Source organism: Kitasatospora sp. NPDC056651 (genome assembly GCF_042792155.1).
GTDB lineage: Bacteria > Actinomycetota > Actinomycetes > Streptomycetales > Streptomycetaceae > Kitasatospora.
Genome location: NZ_JBHTWX010000008.1, coordinates 30,044 through 46,871 on the forward strand (window position 1 = coordinate 30,044; position 16,828 = coordinate 46,871).

17 protein-coding genes are annotated in these 16,828 nt (G+C 74.1%); 3 read left to right on the forward strand and 14 right to left on the reverse strand.

What is annotated here, in order from left to right; translation table 11 throughout:
* The 3 genes from ACFRAR_RS05810 (at window position 1) to ACFRAR_RS05820 (ending at window position 3,859) form a co-directional block, all read left to right on the forward strand.
* A complete protein-coding gene (locus ACFRAR_RS05810; RefSeq protein ID WP_380695172.1) occupies window positions 1-1,614 on the forward strand; it encodes an ABC transporter substrate-binding protein in 1,614 nt (537 codons plus the stop codon).
* 91 nt (window positions 1,615-1,705) lie between these two features.
* On the forward strand, window positions 1,706-2,731 hold the full coding sequence (locus tag ACFRAR_RS05815) for an LLM class F420-dependent oxidoreductase (protein WP_380695174.1): 1,026 nt from the start codon (window positions 1,706-1,708) through the stop codon (window positions 2,729-2,731).
* Between the two features lie 33 nt (window positions 2,732-2,764).
* Window positions 2,765-3,859 carry an LLM class flavin-dependent oxidoreductase gene (locus ACFRAR_RS05820; protein ID WP_380695176.1) on the forward strand — a complete coding sequence of 365 codons (1,095 nt, stop codon included), beginning with the start codon at window positions 2,765-2,767 and terminating at the stop codon, window positions 3,857-3,859.
* A gap of 61 nt (window positions 3,860-3,920) precedes the next feature.
* On the opposite strand, the gene hypE is transcribed toward ACFRAR_RS05820, so the two are convergent.
* The 14 genes from hypE to ACFRAR_RS05890 form a co-directional block, all read right to left on the reverse strand.
* Entirely contained in the window at window positions 3,921-5,009 is a 1,089-nt protein-coding gene (gene hypE / locus ACFRAR_RS05825; RefSeq protein ID WP_380695178.1) for a hydrogenase expression/formation protein HypE, read from the reverse strand.
* A complete protein-coding gene (hypD, locus tag ACFRAR_RS05830) occupies window positions 5,002-6,198 on the reverse strand; it encodes a hydrogenase formation protein HypD (protein ID WP_380695180.1) in 1,197 nt (398 codons plus the stop codon). The genes hypE and hypD overlap by 8 nt, the downstream gene beginning before the upstream one ends.
* Window positions 6,195-6,488 (reverse strand): HypC/HybG/HupF family hydrogenase formation chaperone, encoded by a 294-nt coding sequence (locus ACFRAR_RS05835; RefSeq protein ID WP_380695182.1) that lies wholly within the window; start codon window positions 6,486-6,488, stop codon window positions 6,195-6,197. Before ACFRAR_RS05835 ends, hypD begins: the two co-directional genes overlap by 4 nt.
* Before the next feature lie 6 nt (window positions 6,489-6,494).
* A complete protein-coding gene (gene hypF / locus ACFRAR_RS05840; RefSeq protein ID WP_380695184.1) occupies window positions 6,495-8,807 on the reverse strand; it encodes a carbamoyltransferase HypF in 2,313 nt (770 codons plus the stop codon).
* Window positions 8,804-9,613, reverse strand: a complete 810-nt coding sequence (hypB, locus tag ACFRAR_RS05845; protein WP_380695186.1) for a hydrogenase nickel incorporation protein HypB — start codon at window positions 9,611-9,613, stop codon at window positions 8,804-8,806. The genes hypF and hypB overlap by 4 nt, the downstream gene beginning before the upstream one ends.
* A gap of 5 nt (window positions 9,614-9,618) precedes the next feature.
* Window positions 9,619-9,999, reverse strand: coding sequence for a hydrogenase maturation nickel metallochaperone HypA (gene hypA, locus ACFRAR_RS05850; protein ID WP_380695188.1), 381 nt, complete (start codon window positions 9,997-9,999; stop codon window positions 9,619-9,621).
* Window positions 10,000-10,115: 116 nt separating this feature from the next.
* Complete coding sequence (locus ACFRAR_RS05855; RefSeq protein ID WP_380695190.1) at window positions 10,116-10,220, reverse strand: DUF6893 family small protein; 105 nt, start codon at window positions 10,218-10,220, stop codon at window positions 10,116-10,118.
* On the reverse strand, window positions 10,214-10,714 hold the full coding sequence (locus ACFRAR_RS05860) for a hydrogenase maturation protease (protein ID WP_380695192.1): 501 nt from the start codon (window positions 10,712-10,714) through the stop codon (window positions 10,214-10,216). Before ACFRAR_RS05860 ends, ACFRAR_RS05855 begins: the two co-directional genes overlap by 7 nt.
* Window positions 10,711-12,081: a hypothetical protein gene (locus ACFRAR_RS05865; protein ID WP_380695194.1), complete on the reverse strand. Its 1,371-nt coding sequence runs from the start codon at window positions 12,079-12,081 to the stop codon at window positions 10,711-10,713. The genes ACFRAR_RS05860 and ACFRAR_RS05865 overlap by 4 nt, the downstream gene beginning before the upstream one ends.
* Window positions 12,078-12,722 (reverse strand): DUF6084 family protein, encoded by a 645-nt coding sequence (locus ACFRAR_RS05870; protein WP_380695196.1) that lies wholly within the window; start codon window positions 12,720-12,722, stop codon window positions 12,078-12,080. The genes ACFRAR_RS05865 and ACFRAR_RS05870 overlap by 4 nt, the downstream gene beginning before the upstream one ends.
* Window positions 12,719-13,366: a DUF5947 family protein gene (locus ACFRAR_RS05875; RefSeq protein ID WP_380695198.1), complete on the reverse strand. Its 648-nt coding sequence runs from the start codon at window positions 13,364-13,366 to the stop codon at window positions 12,719-12,721. Before ACFRAR_RS05875 ends, ACFRAR_RS05870 begins: the two co-directional genes overlap by 4 nt.
* Window positions 13,363-13,836, reverse strand: coding sequence for a thioredoxin (locus ACFRAR_RS05880; RefSeq protein ID WP_380695200.1), 474 nt, complete (start codon window positions 13,834-13,836; stop codon window positions 13,363-13,365). Before ACFRAR_RS05880 ends, ACFRAR_RS05875 begins: the two co-directional genes overlap by 4 nt.
* Complete coding sequence (locus tag ACFRAR_RS05885; protein ID WP_380695202.1) at window positions 13,833-15,620, reverse strand: nickel-dependent hydrogenase large subunit; 1,788 nt, start codon at window positions 15,618-15,620, stop codon at window positions 13,833-13,835. The genes ACFRAR_RS05880 and ACFRAR_RS05885 overlap by 4 nt, the downstream gene beginning before the upstream one ends.
* Window positions 15,621-15,706: 86 nt before the next feature.
* Window positions 15,707-16,789 carry a hydrogenase expression protein HypE gene (locus ACFRAR_RS05890; protein ID WP_380695204.1) on the reverse strand — a complete coding sequence of 361 codons (1,083 nt, stop codon included), beginning with the start codon at window positions 16,787-16,789 and terminating at the stop codon, window positions 15,707-15,709.
* Between the last annotated feature and the right edge of the window lie 39 nt (window positions 16,790-16,828).

Genomic DNA, 16,828 nt, shown 5'->3' on the forward strand with positions numbered 1-16,828 from the left:
ATGACGCGCACCGCCCGCATCCGCTCCAGAGCCGTCGCCCTGCCGGCCGCCGTCGCCCTGCTGGGCGCGGCCGTCGGCTGTGCCGGGGCCGACGGCGGCACCGCCGGGGCGGGCGGCGACGGCCGCGGCGGGACCCTGGTGATCGGCGCCACCGGCAAGCTGCCCAACACCGACACCGTGATCGGCGGCGCCGGCTTCGAGGGCAAGCGGCTGGTCTCCTTCCAGCTCTACGAGGGCCTCACCCGCTACGAACTGCTCCAGGGCACCGACCGGCCGCCGGTGGTCACCGGCGCCCTCGCCACCGACTGGCAGGTCGCCGCCGACCGCCGGACCTGGACGTTCACCCTCCGCCAGGGCGTCAGATTCCAGGACGGCACCCCCTTCGACGCCGACGCCGTGGTGTTCAACCTGGCGCGCTACCTCGACAAGGGCAGCCCCGAGTACACCGACGCCCTCGGCGCCGCCGCCGCGGAGTACGCCGGCGACATCGCCTCCTACCGCAAGACCGACGCCGAGCACGTCGAACTCGTCACCAAGGAGCCCAACGGCCACTTCCCGGAGGACCTCGCCCACGTCCTGATCGCCAGCCCGACCGCCGTGCGCAGGACCGGGTCGGCAAACTTCGCCCAGCACCCGGTCGGCACCGGCCCGTTCTCCTTCGTCTCGCAGACCGAGGGCCAGCAGATCGAACTCGCCGCCAACAAGGACTACTGGCGCGGCGCCCCCAAGCTCGACCGGCTCGTGGTCAAGGCCCTCCCGGACGCCGCCGCCCGCACCGCCGCGCTGCGCTCCGGCGGCGTCAACTGGATCGAGTACCCGAACCCGGACGACATCGAGAGCCTCAGGTCCGACGGCGTCACCATCGCCACCAACAGCTACGACCACCTCTGGTACTGGATCCTGGACACCTCCAAGGCCCCCTGGGACAACCCCCTGGTGCGCCGGGCCGCCAACTACGCGATCGACCGCCAGGCCATCGCCGACAAGCTGCTGCACGGCACCGCCGACCCGGCCTACCAGGCCGCGCCCCGCGCCACCGGCGCCTACGACCCGGCCGGGGACGTCTACTCCCACGACCCGGCCAAGGCCCGGCAGCTGCTCGCCGAGGCCGGCGTCCCGAACGGCTTCAGCACCTCCGTCACGGTGCCCACCGGCGGCAGCGGCAACCTGCTGCCGGTGCCGATCGCCGAGGCGCTCCAGCGGGACCTCGCCGCCGTCGGCATCAAGGTCGAACTGCGCACCACCGACTGGACCACCCTGATCGGCGCCGAGGCCAAGGGGCAGGTGGCGCTCGGGTCCGACGCCATCGCCCAGTCCACCACGCTGTTCCAGTCCGAGGCGCTGCTGCCGCTGTTCATCGGCTCCAAGAGCCCGTTCTGGACGGGCCACTACGCCGACCCGCAGGTGGACGAGCTGCTCGCCTCCTCGGCCGCCGACCCCGACCAGGCCGCCCGGCAGGCCGGCTACCGCACGGCCCTCGCCCGCGTCACCCAGGACGCGCCGTGGCTGTTCGTCGTCAACGACCGCAACCCGCGGGCCCTCTCGCCGAAGGTCCACGGCCTCGTGCAGCCCCGGTCCTGGTTCCTCGACCTGACCACCGTCTGGGTCCGCTGAACAGCCACCCCGAACAGCCGGCCCCGAACACCGCCCCGCCCCCAGGGCGTGCCCGACACGCCCGAGCACTCCAGTGAAGGACACCCGCCCGATGACCACGCCACACCTGCCGCACCACCCCGCCGAGTCCCAGCCGCCCAAGTGGGGCATCACCCTCCCGCTGCCGGGCCTGACCATCGACCGGCACCGCTTCCTGGTCGAGCGCCTGCCCGACCTCGGCTACACCGACGTGTGGAGCGCCGAGGGCGGCGGCACCGACGCCTTCACCCCGCTGGCCGCCACCGCCGCGTGGTCCCCGTCGCTGCGGCTCGCCACCGGCATCGTCCCGGTGCACACCCGCGGCCCGGCGGTCCTCGCCCAGACCGCCGCGACGCTCGCCCAACTCGCCCCCGGCCGCGTCATGCTGGGCATCGGAGCCTCGGTGCCCGCCCACGTCACCGACATCAACGGCATCCCCTTCGACGAGCCGTTCAAGCGGACCCGCGACGTGCTGCGCTTCGTCACCCGGGCGCTGCGCGGCGAGTACGTCACGGGCGGGTTCGACACCTTCGACATCACCGGCTACCGGCTGCCGCACCCGCCGGCCGAGCCGGTCAAGGTGATCCTCGGCGCCCTGCGGCCCAACATGCTCCGGCTCGGCTTCAACGAGGGCGACGGCGCCATCACCAACCTGCTGTTCCCGCACGACGTCCCCAAGATCCTGGACACCGTCGGCCCGCAACCGCCCGGCAAGGAGCTGGTGGTGAAGGTCTTCGTCTGCCCCACCGAGGACACCGACTACGCCCACCGCGCCTCCCGGCCCTTCCTCGCCTGGATCCTCAACCGCGAGCCGTACCGGAAGTTCCACGAGTGGCTGGGCAACGGCGAGCTGCTCGCCGAGAGCCACCGCCGCTGGGCCGAGGGGGACCCGGAGGGCGCCCAGAAGGCCCTGCCGGACGAACTCGTCGACGGGCTCTTCGTCAGCGGCTCGCCCGAGGAGTGCCGCGAGCGCATCCTCGCCTACCACCGCCCCGGCGTCACCACCATCCAGCTGTACGTGTCCCTGCCGCCCGAGGTGTTCGTCAGCCGCGCCAAGCTGCTCGACACCCTGGCCCGGCTCGGCCCGGCCGCCCGCTGACCCGCCCCGCCACCATCCTCGCGAGGAGAATCCGTGCCCCTGGAGATCCGCGGCGGGGTCCGCGCGGCCCCCGTCCCCGGCGACACCCCGCAGGAGCGCCAGGCCCTGCGCTGGGCCCCGGACGGCCGCGACCGCACCGCCGACCCCGCGCACGTCGCCCGCACCGCGCGCGAGAACGAGGAGGACGGACTGGACAGCGCCCTGGTGGTGCAGTCCAGCTCGTGGCCCGACCCGTGGCTGGTCGCCTCCTGGGCGCTGGCCGCCACCAGCCGGCTGCGGATCGCCGTCGCCCACCGGGTCGGCACCACCGCGCCGACCGTCGCCGCCCGCTCCCTGGCCACCCTCGACCGCCTGTCCGGCGGACGGGCGGCGGCCCACGTCATCATCGGCTCCAGCGACCTCGACACGGCCCGCGACGGCGACCACCTCGACAAGGCCGAGCGCTACCGCCGGGCCGAGGAGTACCTCGACCTCTTCACCCGTTATCTGACGGCCGATCAGGACATCGACCACAAGGGGGAGTTCTACACGGTGGCCGCCGCCCGACCCGGTCTGCACCCGAGACCGGGCGGCGAGCTGCTGTCCTTCGGCGGCTCGTCCCCGCAGGGCCTCGACCTCGCGGCCCGCTACGCGGAGGTGTACGCCGTCAGCCCGCTGCCGCTGCCCGACACTCGGCGGCGGATCGCCCAGGTCCGCACCGCGGCCGCCGCCCACGGCCGGAGCCTGCGGATCTGGCGGCACCTCACCGTCGTCCTCGCCGACACCGACGAGGAGGCCCGCGACCGGGTCCGCCGGCTGCGCCGGGACGCCCTGCGGCTCACCTCCGGCGGCGCCGGAGGCCGCTGGCGCGAGGCCGTCCAGCTCGACCGCGACCGCGAGCGCGGCCGCTCCGACCCGGCCCACGGCGACGAACAGGTGGCCGCCTACGTCCGCCGCTCCCTCACCGCCGCCTACGTCGGCTCCCCGGCCTCCGTCGCGGCCCGGATCGGGCTGCTGCGCTCGGCGGGCGTGGACATCGTCCAACTCGACCTCCCGGTCGAGACCGACCACGACCGCGACCTGCGCCGGGCGCTCGTCCGCCACCTGCGCGCCGGCCACGGCACCCCGGCCGACCGCCGCGGCTGGTGAGCCGCCCGGCGACGCGCCGCCGCCCCGGGATCCCTCTCCCGGGGCGGCGGGGCGCGTGCCGTCAGCAGATCCGCGGCAGTTGCTCGCCGATCGGCAGGTCGACCACCCGGGTGCCGCCGAACCCGGTGCGGGCGACGACCATCCCCGGGTGCTCCCGGACGCACTCGCCGATCACCACCGCCTCCGCGCCGAGCGGGTGGGCGCGCATCGCCGCGAGGACGGCGTCCGCCGACCCGCGCGGGACGAAGGCGACCAGCCGGCCCTCGTTGGCGATGTACATCGGGTCCAGGCCCAGCACGGCGCACGCGTTGGCCACCGGCTCCGGCACGGGGACGGCACGCTCGCTGAGCACCACGCCCACCCCGGCCGCCACCGCGATCTCGTTGAGCGCCGCCGCCAGGCCTCCCCGGGTGGGGTCGCGCAGCACGTGCAGGTCGGCCGTGGCCGCGAGCATCGCCTCGACCAGCCCGCCGAGCGCCGCGCTGTCGCTGCGCACCTCGACCCCGAACTCCAGGCCCTCCCGGACGCTCATGATCGCCACCCCGTGCAGCCCGATCGGCCCGCTGACGACCACCACGTCCCCGGGAACGGCCCGTTGCGGCCGGATGTCCACCCCCGCCGGGATCAGCCCGATGCCGGCGGTGTTCAGGTAGACGCCGTCCCCGTGCCCGGCCTCGACCACCTTGGTGTCCCCGGTGGCCACCTCGACCCCGGCGGTACGGGCGGCGGCGCCCAGCGCCCGGGCCACCCGGTCCACCACCGCCATCTCCACCCCCTCCTCCAGGATGAAGCCACAGGACAGGTAGGCCGCCCGGGCCCCGCTCATGGCGAGGTCGTTGACGGTGCCGTTGACCGCGAGGTCCCCGATGCAGCCGCCGGGGAAGAACAGCGGCCGCACCACGTAGGAGTCGGTGGAGAAGGCGAGCCGGGCGCCGCCCAGCTCCAGCACCGCGGAGTCGCCGAGCCCGGCGAGCACCGGGCCGCCGAAGGCCGGCGCGAACAGGTTCTGCACCAGCTCGGCGGAGAGCGCCCCGCCGCCGCCGTGGCCCATCACCACCCGGGGGTGGTCGCGCAGCGGCAGCGGGCAGCTCCAACCGGAGAAGTCGGGCCGATCGTCGGGCAGTTGGGTGAGCAGCTCGGTGTCAGCCAACGCGACTCGCCTCCTGAGACTTCCGAGACTTCTGTGGCTCTTGTGGCTTTTGTGGCTCCTGGGATCCCCGCTGCTCCTCGAACCCGACGGACACGTCCGGCACGCCCAGCCGCCGGTACAGGTAGTACGCCGCGCACGCCCCCTCGCTGGACACCATCGTGGCGCCGAGCGGTGTGCGCGGTGTGCAGAGCGTGCCGAAGGCCTCGCACTGGTGGGGCTTGAGCAGCCCCTGGAGCACCTCGCCGCTGCGGCACTCGGCGGGCTCGCGGGTGGTGATCCCGGCGACGTCGAAGCGGTGCTCGGCGTCGTGGTCCCGGTAGCGCGGCGAGAGCCGCCAGCCGCTCAGCGGGATCACTCCGATGCCCCGCCAGGAGCGGTCGGCCACCTCGAACACGTCCTCCAGCACGGCCCGGGCCGCCGGGTTGCCCTCGGCCCGGACGGCCCGCGGGTAGGCGTTCTCGACGACGTGCTCCCCGCGTTCCAGCTGCCGTACGGTCCGCCGGATGCCCTCCAGGATGTCCAGCGGTTCGAAGCCGGTGACGACGATCGGCACCCGGTGGCGCTCCGCCAGCGCCGGGTACTCGGCGGTGCCCATCACGCTGCACACGTGCCCGGCCGCCAGGAAGCCCTGGACCCGGCAGTCCGGCGAGTCCATGATCGCGTCGATCGCGGGGGGCACCCGCACGTGCGAGACCAGCATGCTGAAGTTGCCCAGGCCCTGTTTCCTGGCCAGGTGGACGGCCATCGCGTTCGGCGGGGCGGTGGTCTCGAAGCCGATGCCGAAGAAGACGACCTCCCGGTCCGGGTTCTCCCGGGCGATGCGCAGCGCGTCGAGCGGCGAGTACACCACCCGGACGTCACCGCCCTCGCCGCGGACCCGGAACAGGTCCCGGTCGGTGCCGGGCACCCGCAGCATGTCCCCGAAGGAGCAGAAGATCACCCCCGGCCGGGCGGCGATCGCCAGCGCCCGGTCGATCATCTCCAGCGGGGTGACGCACACCGGGCAGCCCGGCCCATGGATCAACTCGACTTTGTCCGGCAGGAGTTGGTCGATGGCGTGCCGGATGATGCTGTGTGTCTGGCCGCCGCACACCTCCATCAGCGCCCACGGCCGGGTGACCGTCGCCCTGATGTCGGCGAGCAGCCCCGCGGCCAGCTCGGGGTTGCGGAACTCCTCCAGGTACTTCACGGCCCTGCCTCCTCCGCCTCATCGGCCCGCGACGCGGCTTCCCACGGGTCGCCGAACTCCTCCTGCAACAGACCGAGTTCCTCGAAGAGGGCGAGGGTGCGCCGGGCCGACTCCTCGTCCAGGCGCTGCAGCGCGAAGCCCACGTGGACGATCGCGTACTCACCCACCGCCAGATCGGGCAGGTACTCCAGGCACACGTCCTTGACCACGCCGCCGAAGTCCATCACCGCCATCCGGGCCCCGTCCCGCTCCCCGATCTCCGTCACCCTGCCGGGCACCGCCAGGCACATCCGCTCTCACTCCTCCCGGGTGGCCGACGACCGGGCGGCCACCATCAGCTGGCCGAGCGCCAGCCCTCCGTCGTTGGGCGGCACCCGGCGGTGCCGCAGCACGGTGAAGCCGTCCTCCCCGAGGCCGCTCGCGCAGGCCGAGGAGAGCAGCGCGTTCGCGAAGACCCCGCCGCTGAGCGCCACCACGGTGGTGCCGTGGCGGTCCCGGACGGCCGCGCAGATCCGCCGGACCAGATCGGCCACGGCGGCGTGGAAGCGTGCGGCGACCAGCCCGGCGGGGGCGCCGGCGGCCACCTCGGCCACCACGGAGGCCAGCACCGGCCCGGGGTCGGCGATCCAGCCGTCCGCCCCGGCCGACAGCCCGAACCGGTACCCCTCGGCCGGGCCGAACCCGCAGGCGGCCGCCTCCAGTTCGATCGCCGCCTGGGCCTCGTACCCGGCCCGCTGGCAGACCCCCGCGAGCGCGGACACCGCGTCGAACAGCCGGCCCATGCTGGACGTCGGCACGCAGTGCAGACCGCGTTCCAACTGCCGCCCCAGCACCCGAAGTTCCTCCTCGCCGCAGGCGTCCACCGGCGGCATCCCGGGAGTCCAGGGCAGCCCGGCGGCACGCAGGTGGGCGAGCGCCGTGCGGTACGGCCGCTCGACGGCCGCGTCGCCGCCCGGCAGCGGCACGTACCCGAGGTGGGCGAGGCGGCGGAACCGGTCGTAGTCGGCCAGCAGCACCTCGCCACCCCAGATCGCGCCGTCCTCGCCGTAGCCGGTGCCGTCGAAGGCCACCCCGAGCACCGGCCGGCCGCCGTCCAGGCCGTGTTCGGCCATCACGGCGGCGATGTGGGCGTGGTGGTGCTGCACCCGGTGCACCGGCCGGCCGGCGGCCGTCCGTTCGGCGTGCCGCAGCGAGCGGTAGCCGGGGTGCCGGTCGGCGACGAGGAGTTCGGGCCGCACCCCGCTGACCGTGCCGAGCTGCTCCACCGCGCGCCCGAAGGCCCGCAGGGTGGCCAGGTCGTCCATGTCGCCGATGTGACCGGACAGCCAGGCGTAGCCGCCCCGGGCCAGGGCGAAGGCGTTCTTCAGGTCCCCGCCGACGGCCAGCGCCGGGCGGACGGGCACCGGGAGCGGGAGCGGCAGCGGGGCGTAGCCGCGCGAGCGGCGCAGCGGCAGCTGCTCGCCGTCGACCACCCGCACCACCGAGTCCTCGCAGGGCACGTGGATCGGCCGGTCGTGGGTGAGCCAGCCGTCGACCAGCGGGGCGAGCCGCTCCAGCGCCTCCCGGTCCTCGGTGACGATCGGCTCGCCGGAGAGGTTGGCGCTGGTCATCACCAGCAGGTCCGACCCGGGGGCGGTGAGCAGCAGGTGGTGCAGCGGCGTGTACGGGAGCATCACCCCCAGGTCGGGACCGCCCGGGGCGACACCCTCGGGCACCGGCCGCCCGGTACGGCGGAGCAGGACGATCGGCCGGGCCGGGCCGGTGAGTAGCTCCCGCTCGACCGCCCCGAGCGGCAGCAGGCCCTCGACGGTGGCGAGGTCGCGGGCCATCAGGGCGAACGGCTTGTCGCCGCGCCGCTTGCGCCGGCGCAGCAGGGCGACGGCCGCGGGGTCGCGCGCGTCGCAGGCGAGGTGGTAACCGCCGATGCCCTTGACGGCGAGGACCGCGCCCTCGGCCAGCAGCCGACGGGCCCCGGCGAGGGCGTCCTCCCCGGCCAGTGCGGGGCGTCCGGGCACGGTCAGCCCGAGCGCGGGTCCGCAGGCGTGGCAGGCGATGGGCTGGGCGTGGAACCGGCGGTCGGCGGGGTCGGTGTACTCCCGGGCGCAGTCCGGGCACATCGGGAAGCCGGCCATGGTGGTGTTCGCCCGGTCGTACGGCAGGCCGGTCACGATGGTGTGCCGGGGGCCGCAGTTGACGCAGCTGATGAACGGGTGCCGGTGGCGCCGGTCGGCCGGGTCGGCGAGTTCGGCCAGGCAGTCGGCGCAGACGGCGGTGTCCGGCGGGATCAGGGTGGTGCGGGGCCCGCCGGGGCGGGACGCCACGATGCGGAAGCCGGTGGCGCCGGTGACGGCGAGCGGGGTGTGCTCCACCGCGTCCACCCGGGCGAGCGGCGGCGCGTCGCCGGCCACCCGCCGGCAGAAGGCGTCCAGGGCGTCCCGGCCGCCCTCGACCTCGACCAGGACGCCCTCGCCGGTGTTGGTGACGCTGCCGGCCAGTCCGAGTTCACCGGCCAGGGTGTGGACGAACGGCCGGAAGCCGACGCCCTGCACCAGGCCGCGGACGGCGACCCGCCGCCGCTCGTGCTCGATCGCCGGGTGACCGGCCGTCACGCGCGATCCCCGACCGCGGTGTGGCCGTGGTCGTGCCCATCGCCGTACCCGTGGTCGTGCTCGCGGTCGTGCCCGTGCTCGTGATCGTGATCCTCCCCGTCGTCGTGCCGGTGCGGCGCCGGGGCGGACATCACCGGCCGGTGCGGCTCCGCCCCGCCCAGCACCGCCAGCGCCCGGTCCAGCAGCGCCCCGACGCCCTCCCCCGTGCGGGCCGAGGTGTTCAGCACCTCCACCCCCGGGTTGACCCGCCGGACGTTGGCCAGGAACGCCGCCTCGTCGAACTCGGCCGCCGCCGCGAGGTCCGCCTTGGTCACCAGCACCAGATTGGCGAGCCCGAACGCCGTCGGGTACTTCAGCGGCTTGTCCTCCCCCTCGGTCACCGAGGCCAGCACCACCCGCAGCGTCTCGCCGAGGTCGTAGGAGGCCGGGCAGACCAGGTTGCCGACGTTCTCCACGAACAGCAGCCGGCAGTCCGCCGGCAGCCAGCCGTCCAGGTGCCCGGCGAGCATCCGCGCCTCCAGGTGGCAGAGCCCGTCGGTGAGCACCTGCTTCACCGGCGCGCCCGAACGGGCCAGGCGCCGGGCGTCGTTCTCGGTGGCGAGGTCGGCGGTCAGCGCGGCGACCGCCAGCCCGCGCCGCCGGGCCAGCCCCAACTCGGCCTCCAGCAAGGCGGTCTTGCCGCTGCCGGGGCTGGACAGCAGGTTCACCGCGACCGTCCCCCGCCCGGCCAGCGCCGCGCGCAGCCGGCGGGCGCTGTCGTCGTTGCGGGCGAGGACCGCCTGACGGAGGTCGACCGTGCGACACATCGGCATCAGCCTTTCTGTTCGGCCCGGACGCCGGGGCCGTCGGCCCACCGGACGTCGAGGATCTGCAACTCGCGCCCGGAGAGCAGCTCGACGCCGCCACCGCCGGAGCAGTTCGGGCAGCCGAGGTCCGGCGGCATGCCGACCGCCCACTCGACCGCGCAGGGGGCGCAGCGGGCCCGGGCGGCGACGGTCTCGGTGTCCAGCGCCGCGCCCGCCACCAGCGTTCCGGCGCAGGCGAGTTCAAAACAGAAGTCGAGCGCCTCGGGCACCACGCCGGCCAACTCGCCCACCCGCAGCCGGACCCGCGCCACCCCGGGGGCGCCGTGCTCGCGCGCCGCCGCGTCCACCTGCTCGACGACGGCTTCGGCGATCGACATCTCGTGCATGGGTCCCTTCCCGGGGCGGGCGGCAACGGGCCCCATTACAGGGCGCGGTGGCGGCGGCGGCCCGAAGCCGCGCCGCCACCCGGGGCGGGGCTGCACCGTTCGCAGCAATCGGCGGTTCACATCCGCGAGATCCGCAGGTACCGCCTGAGGTCCGGCAGGCTCTGCCAGACCGCCGCGCCGATCCCGGCCAGCAGGGCCGCGCAGATCAGTTTCCTCAGCATGCTGTTGTCTCCTTCTCCGGCTGCGCGGCCTCGTCCACGACCCGCAGGACCACTCGGACCGCCTCCTCCACGGCGGCGGTGACGGGCTCGCTGAGCCCGATGCCCTCCTCCAGCGAGGCCGGCTCGCAGCCGACCACCAGCACCCGTCCGGGCGGTTCGCCGCCGGTGCCGGCGGCGAGCGTGGCGAGCAGCGCCAGCACCGCGTCCGGCCCCATCCGGTGCCCGTCCAGCACGGGTACGTCCGACGGCTGCCCGGCGTCCGCCTCGATCAGGTAGACGGTGCCGGGCGCGCCGCCCCGGCAGGTGGCGTCCACCAGGACGGCGGTGCGGTAGCCGTCGAGCAGCCGGTACGCGAGGTCCACGCCGCGCACGCCGACGTCGACCACCTCGACGCCCGCCGGCAGCGGGTGGGCGGAGAGCCGGCGGACCGTCTCGACGCCGAAGCCGTCGTCGCCGAGGAAGATGTTGCCGACCCCGGCGACCAGGACCGTCACGGCCCCTCCAGGGGGGTGACCTCGTCGGGCTGGAAGTAGCGGAAGCGCCCCTGGGCGCGCCACAGGTCGGCGCCCGGGTCGTCCTCCACCGTGACGGCCAGGTGCACCGAGCCGTCGAGGTCGTGCAGCACCGCCTCGACGACGCCGGTGCGCCCGTCCAGGAAGAGGTCCTGGGCGTCGGTGCGCCGCCGTCCGGGCCGCAGCAGCACCCGGCTGCCGGCGCCGACCTGTCGGCCGTCGACCAGCACCCGGTCGCGTTCCGGGTCCACGTCCGGGTCGTTGCCCGGGTCCCACCAGGGCTGCGCGGCCGGCTCGCCGGCGCCGCCGGTGACCTCGCGCAGTCCGCGGATCGCCCCGTGCAGCCGTTCCAGCACCTCGGGCGGCATCGAGTCGGCGAGGTCGACGACGGCTCCGGCCCGCTCGTCGGTGCCCCGGGCCTCGCGCTTCTCCTCCTCGGTCAGGGCCGCTGTCCGCAGCGCCAGGATCTCGTCGATCTCGGTGGCGTCGTACAGGGTGCCGAGGCTCTCCGGGGCGATCCGCGGGTGGTCCTCCAGGATGATCGGCGAGGAGAGCACCACCCGGCGCTCGCCCTCCGGGCCGGCCAGCACCGGCCAGGTGCGGTCGTTGCGGCACCGCTCGACGGCCGGGCGGGCCCACTCGGGCGGGTCGGTGACCGACAGGAAGCGGCCGTGCTCCAGTCCGAGCAGCAGGTGGGCGGAGACCAGCGAGCGCGGCAGCGCCTGCTCGCGGGTGGCCCGCCGGGGCGGTTCCCAGTCGGAGGTGTTCTCCACCTCGACGGTCAGCCGCTGCGCCCGGTAGGGGCCGGGCAGTTCCTCGGCGCGCAGCCGGACCAGGCCGTCGACCTGCTCGCGGCGCCGTATCACCCGGCCGACGACCGCGCCGCGCTCGTGCACCAGCCCGGTCTCTCCGACACCGGGCAACCGGAACGTCCGCTGTAGCCCGGAGCCGGTCAACTCGGCAACGGGCAGCAGGATTTCGATCCGCTCCTCGGCTCCCTCGTCCCACTCGACGAGGTCCCGGTCGGCCAGCTCCAGCCGCTCCACCGACTCGAACCCGGCGGGAACGGCCCGCTCCACGGTCCGCCGCCGCACCCGCAGGAAGCGCAGCTCGACCGCCAGCACGTCGCCTTCGCGCGCCTCCATCAGGCACTCGGTGCGCTGGTGGGAGTGCTCGCCGCCCATCGCGGTGTACGCGGGCGGCACCAGGACTCCGAACTGCCAGCGCAGCCGGTTCTTCGCCGCCGAGGCCCGGTACGGGTAGAGGACGTAGCCCTCCAGCAGCACGGCGTCGGCGATCTGCCGGGCGGCCGCGAAGCCGCGTTCGATCCCTTCGGGCAAGCCGCTCATCGGGCCGCCTCCCCGATCGCCGCCGCCGTGAGCAGCTCGCGCACCGTCGCCTCCCAGGAGGGCAGGGCCCGCCGGGAGCGGTAGGCCAGCAGTTCGTCCATCACCTGGTCCGGCAGCCGCAGCCAGCCGCTGTCCGGGAAGTGCCCGTCGATCGCCTCCCGCCAGACCCGGACCGGCATCCGCACCCGGGCCTCGCGGTCCCAGGGCACCGGGCTGACCTGGAAACCGGCCGGGCCGGCGAAGGCCGTGCCGGAGAAGAGCAGCAGCAGCGGCACCTCGCCGCCGTCCAGCGCCCGGAAGTAGCGGGCCGAGGCGACGTCCTGGTCGTAGGTGCAGGGCACCGCGAGGTCGATCTCGGTGTCACCGGTGAAGCCGGGCACCAGCAGCGGCACGGTGGCGAACTGCACCGGGTTGAGCGTGGTCGCCCAGCGGTCCCGGGTGCCGAACAGGTCGGTCAGCCGCTCGCCCTCGGCGTCCGCGTACGGCCGGCGGGCCGGTTCGATCCGCAGCTGGCACTGGAGGGCGAGGGCGTGCACCCGGGTGTCGGCCGCGGCCGTGATCCGCAGCCGGAACACCAGGGTCGGCCCGGCCGCGTACGGGTCGGAGCGCACGCCCACGCAGGCGAAGCCGAGGGCCGTCACGCCGTCACCTCCCCGGGCAGCGGGCGGGCCCTGGCGGCCAACCCGGCGAAGAACGCGTCGAGTTCGGCCCGGGCCTCGGCGCCGCCGTCGAAGCCGTGCCAGCGGCGCCGCAGCCGGCCGACCAGCTCGTAGCAGACGTCGATCGGCACCAGGTAGCACGCGACGCGCTCCTCGGTGCGGCGCAGCAGCAGCGCCTCCACGTCCGGTTCCAGGGCGGCGGCCAGCCGGCTGTCGCCGAGGGCGCGCTGCCAGGTGTCCTCGTCCAGTTCGCTCTCGGTGGCGCCGGCCGGGCCGGGGTAGAAGGCGAGCAGCTGGTCCAGCACGGTGTTGCGGAACAGGAACGCGGTGCCCACCGGGATGCCCAGCGCCGACCAGGCCCGCTGGTCCAACTCGCCCGCCGGGTCGGCGAGGTAGCGGTCCGGCACGGTGCGGTAGCGGCCGCCGGCCGCGCCCGGCCGGCGGAACAGCAGGCCGCAGGCGGTGCAGGCGCAGGCCAGGGCGCGCTCCTCGACGTCCACCAGGTGGCGGTGGACGGCGGGCAGGTCCCGGCCGCAGAGCGCGCACTGTTCGGGGCGCGGCGGGGCCGGTTCGCGCAGCCGGTGCAGCAGGGCGGTGCCGTCGCGGGAGATCCGGCGGGTGTTCATCGCACCTCCGCGGCCTGTGGCGGGCGGGTGCCGATCTGGAGCAGCTGCGGGGCGCGCTCCAGCTCCACGGCCGTCACCTCGGGGGCGTGGCAGGCGAGGACGGCCTCCACCTCCCGTTCGCCGCAGCCGCAGCCGGTGGCCGTCCGGCGCAGCCGCAGGGTGCCGGTGTCCGGGTCGAAGCCGGCCGCCTCGACCCGTTCGGGCAGGGCGGCGAGCGCCCGGTCGATCCGGGCGGCGAGGTCTTCGGGGTGCAGGTCGTGCAGGAGCAGCAGCCCGGCCACGGCCGGGTCGTCCAGCATCCGCTCCAGGGCGGGCGGGGGCAGTGCCGGGACGAGCCGGGCCAGGCCCTGGCCGTGGAAGCCGATGAGCTCCCGCACCAGTCGCTCACCGGCCCGCTCGGCGTCCGCGCCGCTGTCGGCCAGCGCGTCCAGGGCCTGCTGGATCCGCTGCCCGGTCTGCTCGGCCGTCATGCGGTGAGCCCGCTCAGGCCGGTGGGCACGTGCATGGTCTGCACGGTGCGCCCGCCGCCGACGTACATGTGCACGCCGCAGGGCAGACAGGGGTCGAAGCTGCGCACCGCGCGCATGATGTCGATGCCCTTGAACCTCTCCGGGGGGTTCTCCTCGAAGATGGGCGTGTTCTGCACCGCGTCCTCGTACGGGCCGGGCGTGCCGTAGCTGTCCCGGACACTGGCGTTCCACGGGGTGGGCGGGTAGGGGTGGTAGTTGGCGATCTTCCCGTCGCGGATCACCATGTGGTGCGAGAGCACGCCGCGCACGGCCTCGGTGAAGCCGCAGCCGATCGACTCGTCGGGCACCTCGAAGCGCTCCCAGGTCTGGCTGCGCCCGGCGCGGACCTCGTCGAGTGCCTTCTCGGTGAAGTGCAGGGCGGCGGCGGCCGCGTACGCCTGGAAGTAGGTGCGGGCGCGGTTGCGCTCGATGGCGTTGCTCCACTGCGGGATCTTCCACTCGAAGGTGACCTCGGGCTTGGTCATCGAGCGGGGCAGGTTGATCACGACGCTGTGGCCGGTGGCCTTGACGTAGCCGATGTCGACCAGTCCGGACAGGGCGGTGGACCACAGGCGGGCGATCGGGCCGCCGCCGGTGTCGAGGGCGAGGTGGTCCTTGCCGTCGAACCAGCGCGGGGACATCACCCAGCTGTACTTGTCGTCGAAGTTCCGCTTCTGCGGGGCGGGGATGGTGTGCTGGTTCCACGGGTGCCGGGGGTCGACCGGGTTGCCCAGCGGGTCGTGGGTGACGAACAGTTCCTTGCCCTGCCAGTCCTCGTAGTAGGAGCTGCCGAGCAGGATGCGGATGCCGAGGTTGATCTGTGTCAGGTCGTTGGTGACGAGCTTGCCGTCCACCACGACGCCGGGGGTGACGAACATCCGCCGGCCCCAGTCCGTCATGTTGCGGTAGGTGAAGTCGCAGTGCTCCGGGTCGTTGAGGCTGCCCCAGCAGCCGAGCAGGACCCTGCGGCGGCCGACCTCCTCGTAGCCGGGCAGGGCCTGGTAGAAGAAGTCGAAGAGGTCGTCGTGCAGCGGCACGACCTTCTTCATGAACTCGACGTAGCGCATCAGCCGGGTCAGGTAGTCGGTGAACAGCTGCACGGTGGCGACCGTGCCGACGCCGCCCGGGTAGAGCGTGGAGGGGTGCACGTGGCGGCCCTCCATCAGGCAGAACATCTCCCGGGTGTACCGGCTGACCTGGAGCGCCTCGCGGTAGAACTCGCCCTCGATCGGGTTGAGCGAGCGCATGATGTCGGCGATCGTCTTGTACCCGTGGTCCCCCGCGTGCGGGGCCTCGGTGCGCTCGGCCAGCTCCAGTACGCCGGGGTTGGTCTCGCGGACCATCTTCTCGCAGTAGTCGACCCCGACCAGGTTCTCCTGGAAGATGTTGTGGTCGAACATGTACTCGGCGGCCTCGCCGAGGTTGATGATCCACTCCCCCAGGTGCGGCGGCTTCACCCCGTACGCCATGTTCTGGGTGTAGACGGAGCAGGTGGCGTGGTTGTCGCCGCAGATCCCGCAGATCCGGCTGGTGATGAAGTGGGCGTCGCGCGGGTCCTTGCCGCGCATGAAGACGCTGTAGCCGCGGAAGACCGAGGAGGTGCTGTAGCACTCCGCGACCTTCTTCTGCTTGAAGTCGATCTTCGTGTGGATGCCCAGGCTGCCCACGATCCGGGTGATCGGGTCCCAGGACATCTCGGTCAGGCCGCTGCCGTCGCCGGTCGCCTTCTTGATCGGTGTAGCCATCGTGTCTGTCGTGTCCTTCTCTGAAGGGGGCGGGGGCGGGGCAGCGGCGACGGGCCGCACACCGGGCGGTGTGCGGCCCTCCGGCGTCACCAGGGCGGCCGGTAGCCCGTGGTCAGGTGGTCACCGGCGTGGCGCCACTTCGGTTCCTTGTCCAGGGTGTTGAGCGTGATCGCGCGCAGCCGGCGGATCAGCGTGCCGTACGCGTTGCTGGCGTTGGACGAGACCCGCGAGCCGGGCGGCGGGTCCATGAAGGGCATGAACTTGTCCGGGAAGCCCGGCATGGTGCACGCGATGCAGATGCCGCCCACGTTCGGACAGCCGCCGATGCCGTTGGTCCAGCCGCGCTTGGTGACGTTGCACTTGACGACCGGGCCCCAGCAGCCGAGCCGCACCAGGCACTCGGGCGTGCCGTAGTCGGTGGCGAACTGCCCCTGCTCGTAGTAGCCGCCGCGGTCGCAGCCCTCGTGCACGGTGGCGCCGAACAGCCAGGCGGGCCGCAGCTTGTCGTCGAGCGGGATCATCGGCGCGGAGCCGGCCAGCTGGTACAGCAGGTAGGTGAGCGTCTCGGCGAAGTTGTCGGGCTGGATCGGGCAGCCCGGGACGCAGACGATCGGCAGCCCGGCCTTCGACGTCCAGTCCCAGCCCAGGTAGTCGGGCACGCCCATCGCCCCGGTCGGGTTGCCCGCCATCGCGTGGATGCCGCCGTACGTGGCACAGGTGCCGATCGCCACCACGGCGGTCGCCTTGGGGGCGAGCCGGTCCAGCCACTCACTGGTGGTGATCGGCTGGCCGGTGGCGGGGTCGTCGCCGAAGCCGCACCAGTAGCCCTCCTTCTTGATCTTCTCGTTGGGGATGGACCCCTCGACGACCAGCACGAACGGCTCGATCTCGCCCCGGTCGGCCTTGAAGAACCACTCGACGAAGTTGTCCGCGCCCTGGACCGGGCCGCACTCGAAGTCGATCAGCGGCCAGTGCACCGCGACCTTCGGCAGGCCGGGCAGGGCGCCGGTGACGATCTCCTCGATGCTCGGCTGCATCGCGGCGGTCAGCGAGACGGAATCGCCGTCGCAACTGAGGCCGGCGTTGATCCAGAGGATGTGCACCACGTCGGTGTCGGTGGTCGCGGCTCTTCCGGCGGATTCGGCTGTTGCAGGTGTTGCAGCACCCATGAGGATGCCTCCTCGGGGATGGGAGCCGGACGGTATGGC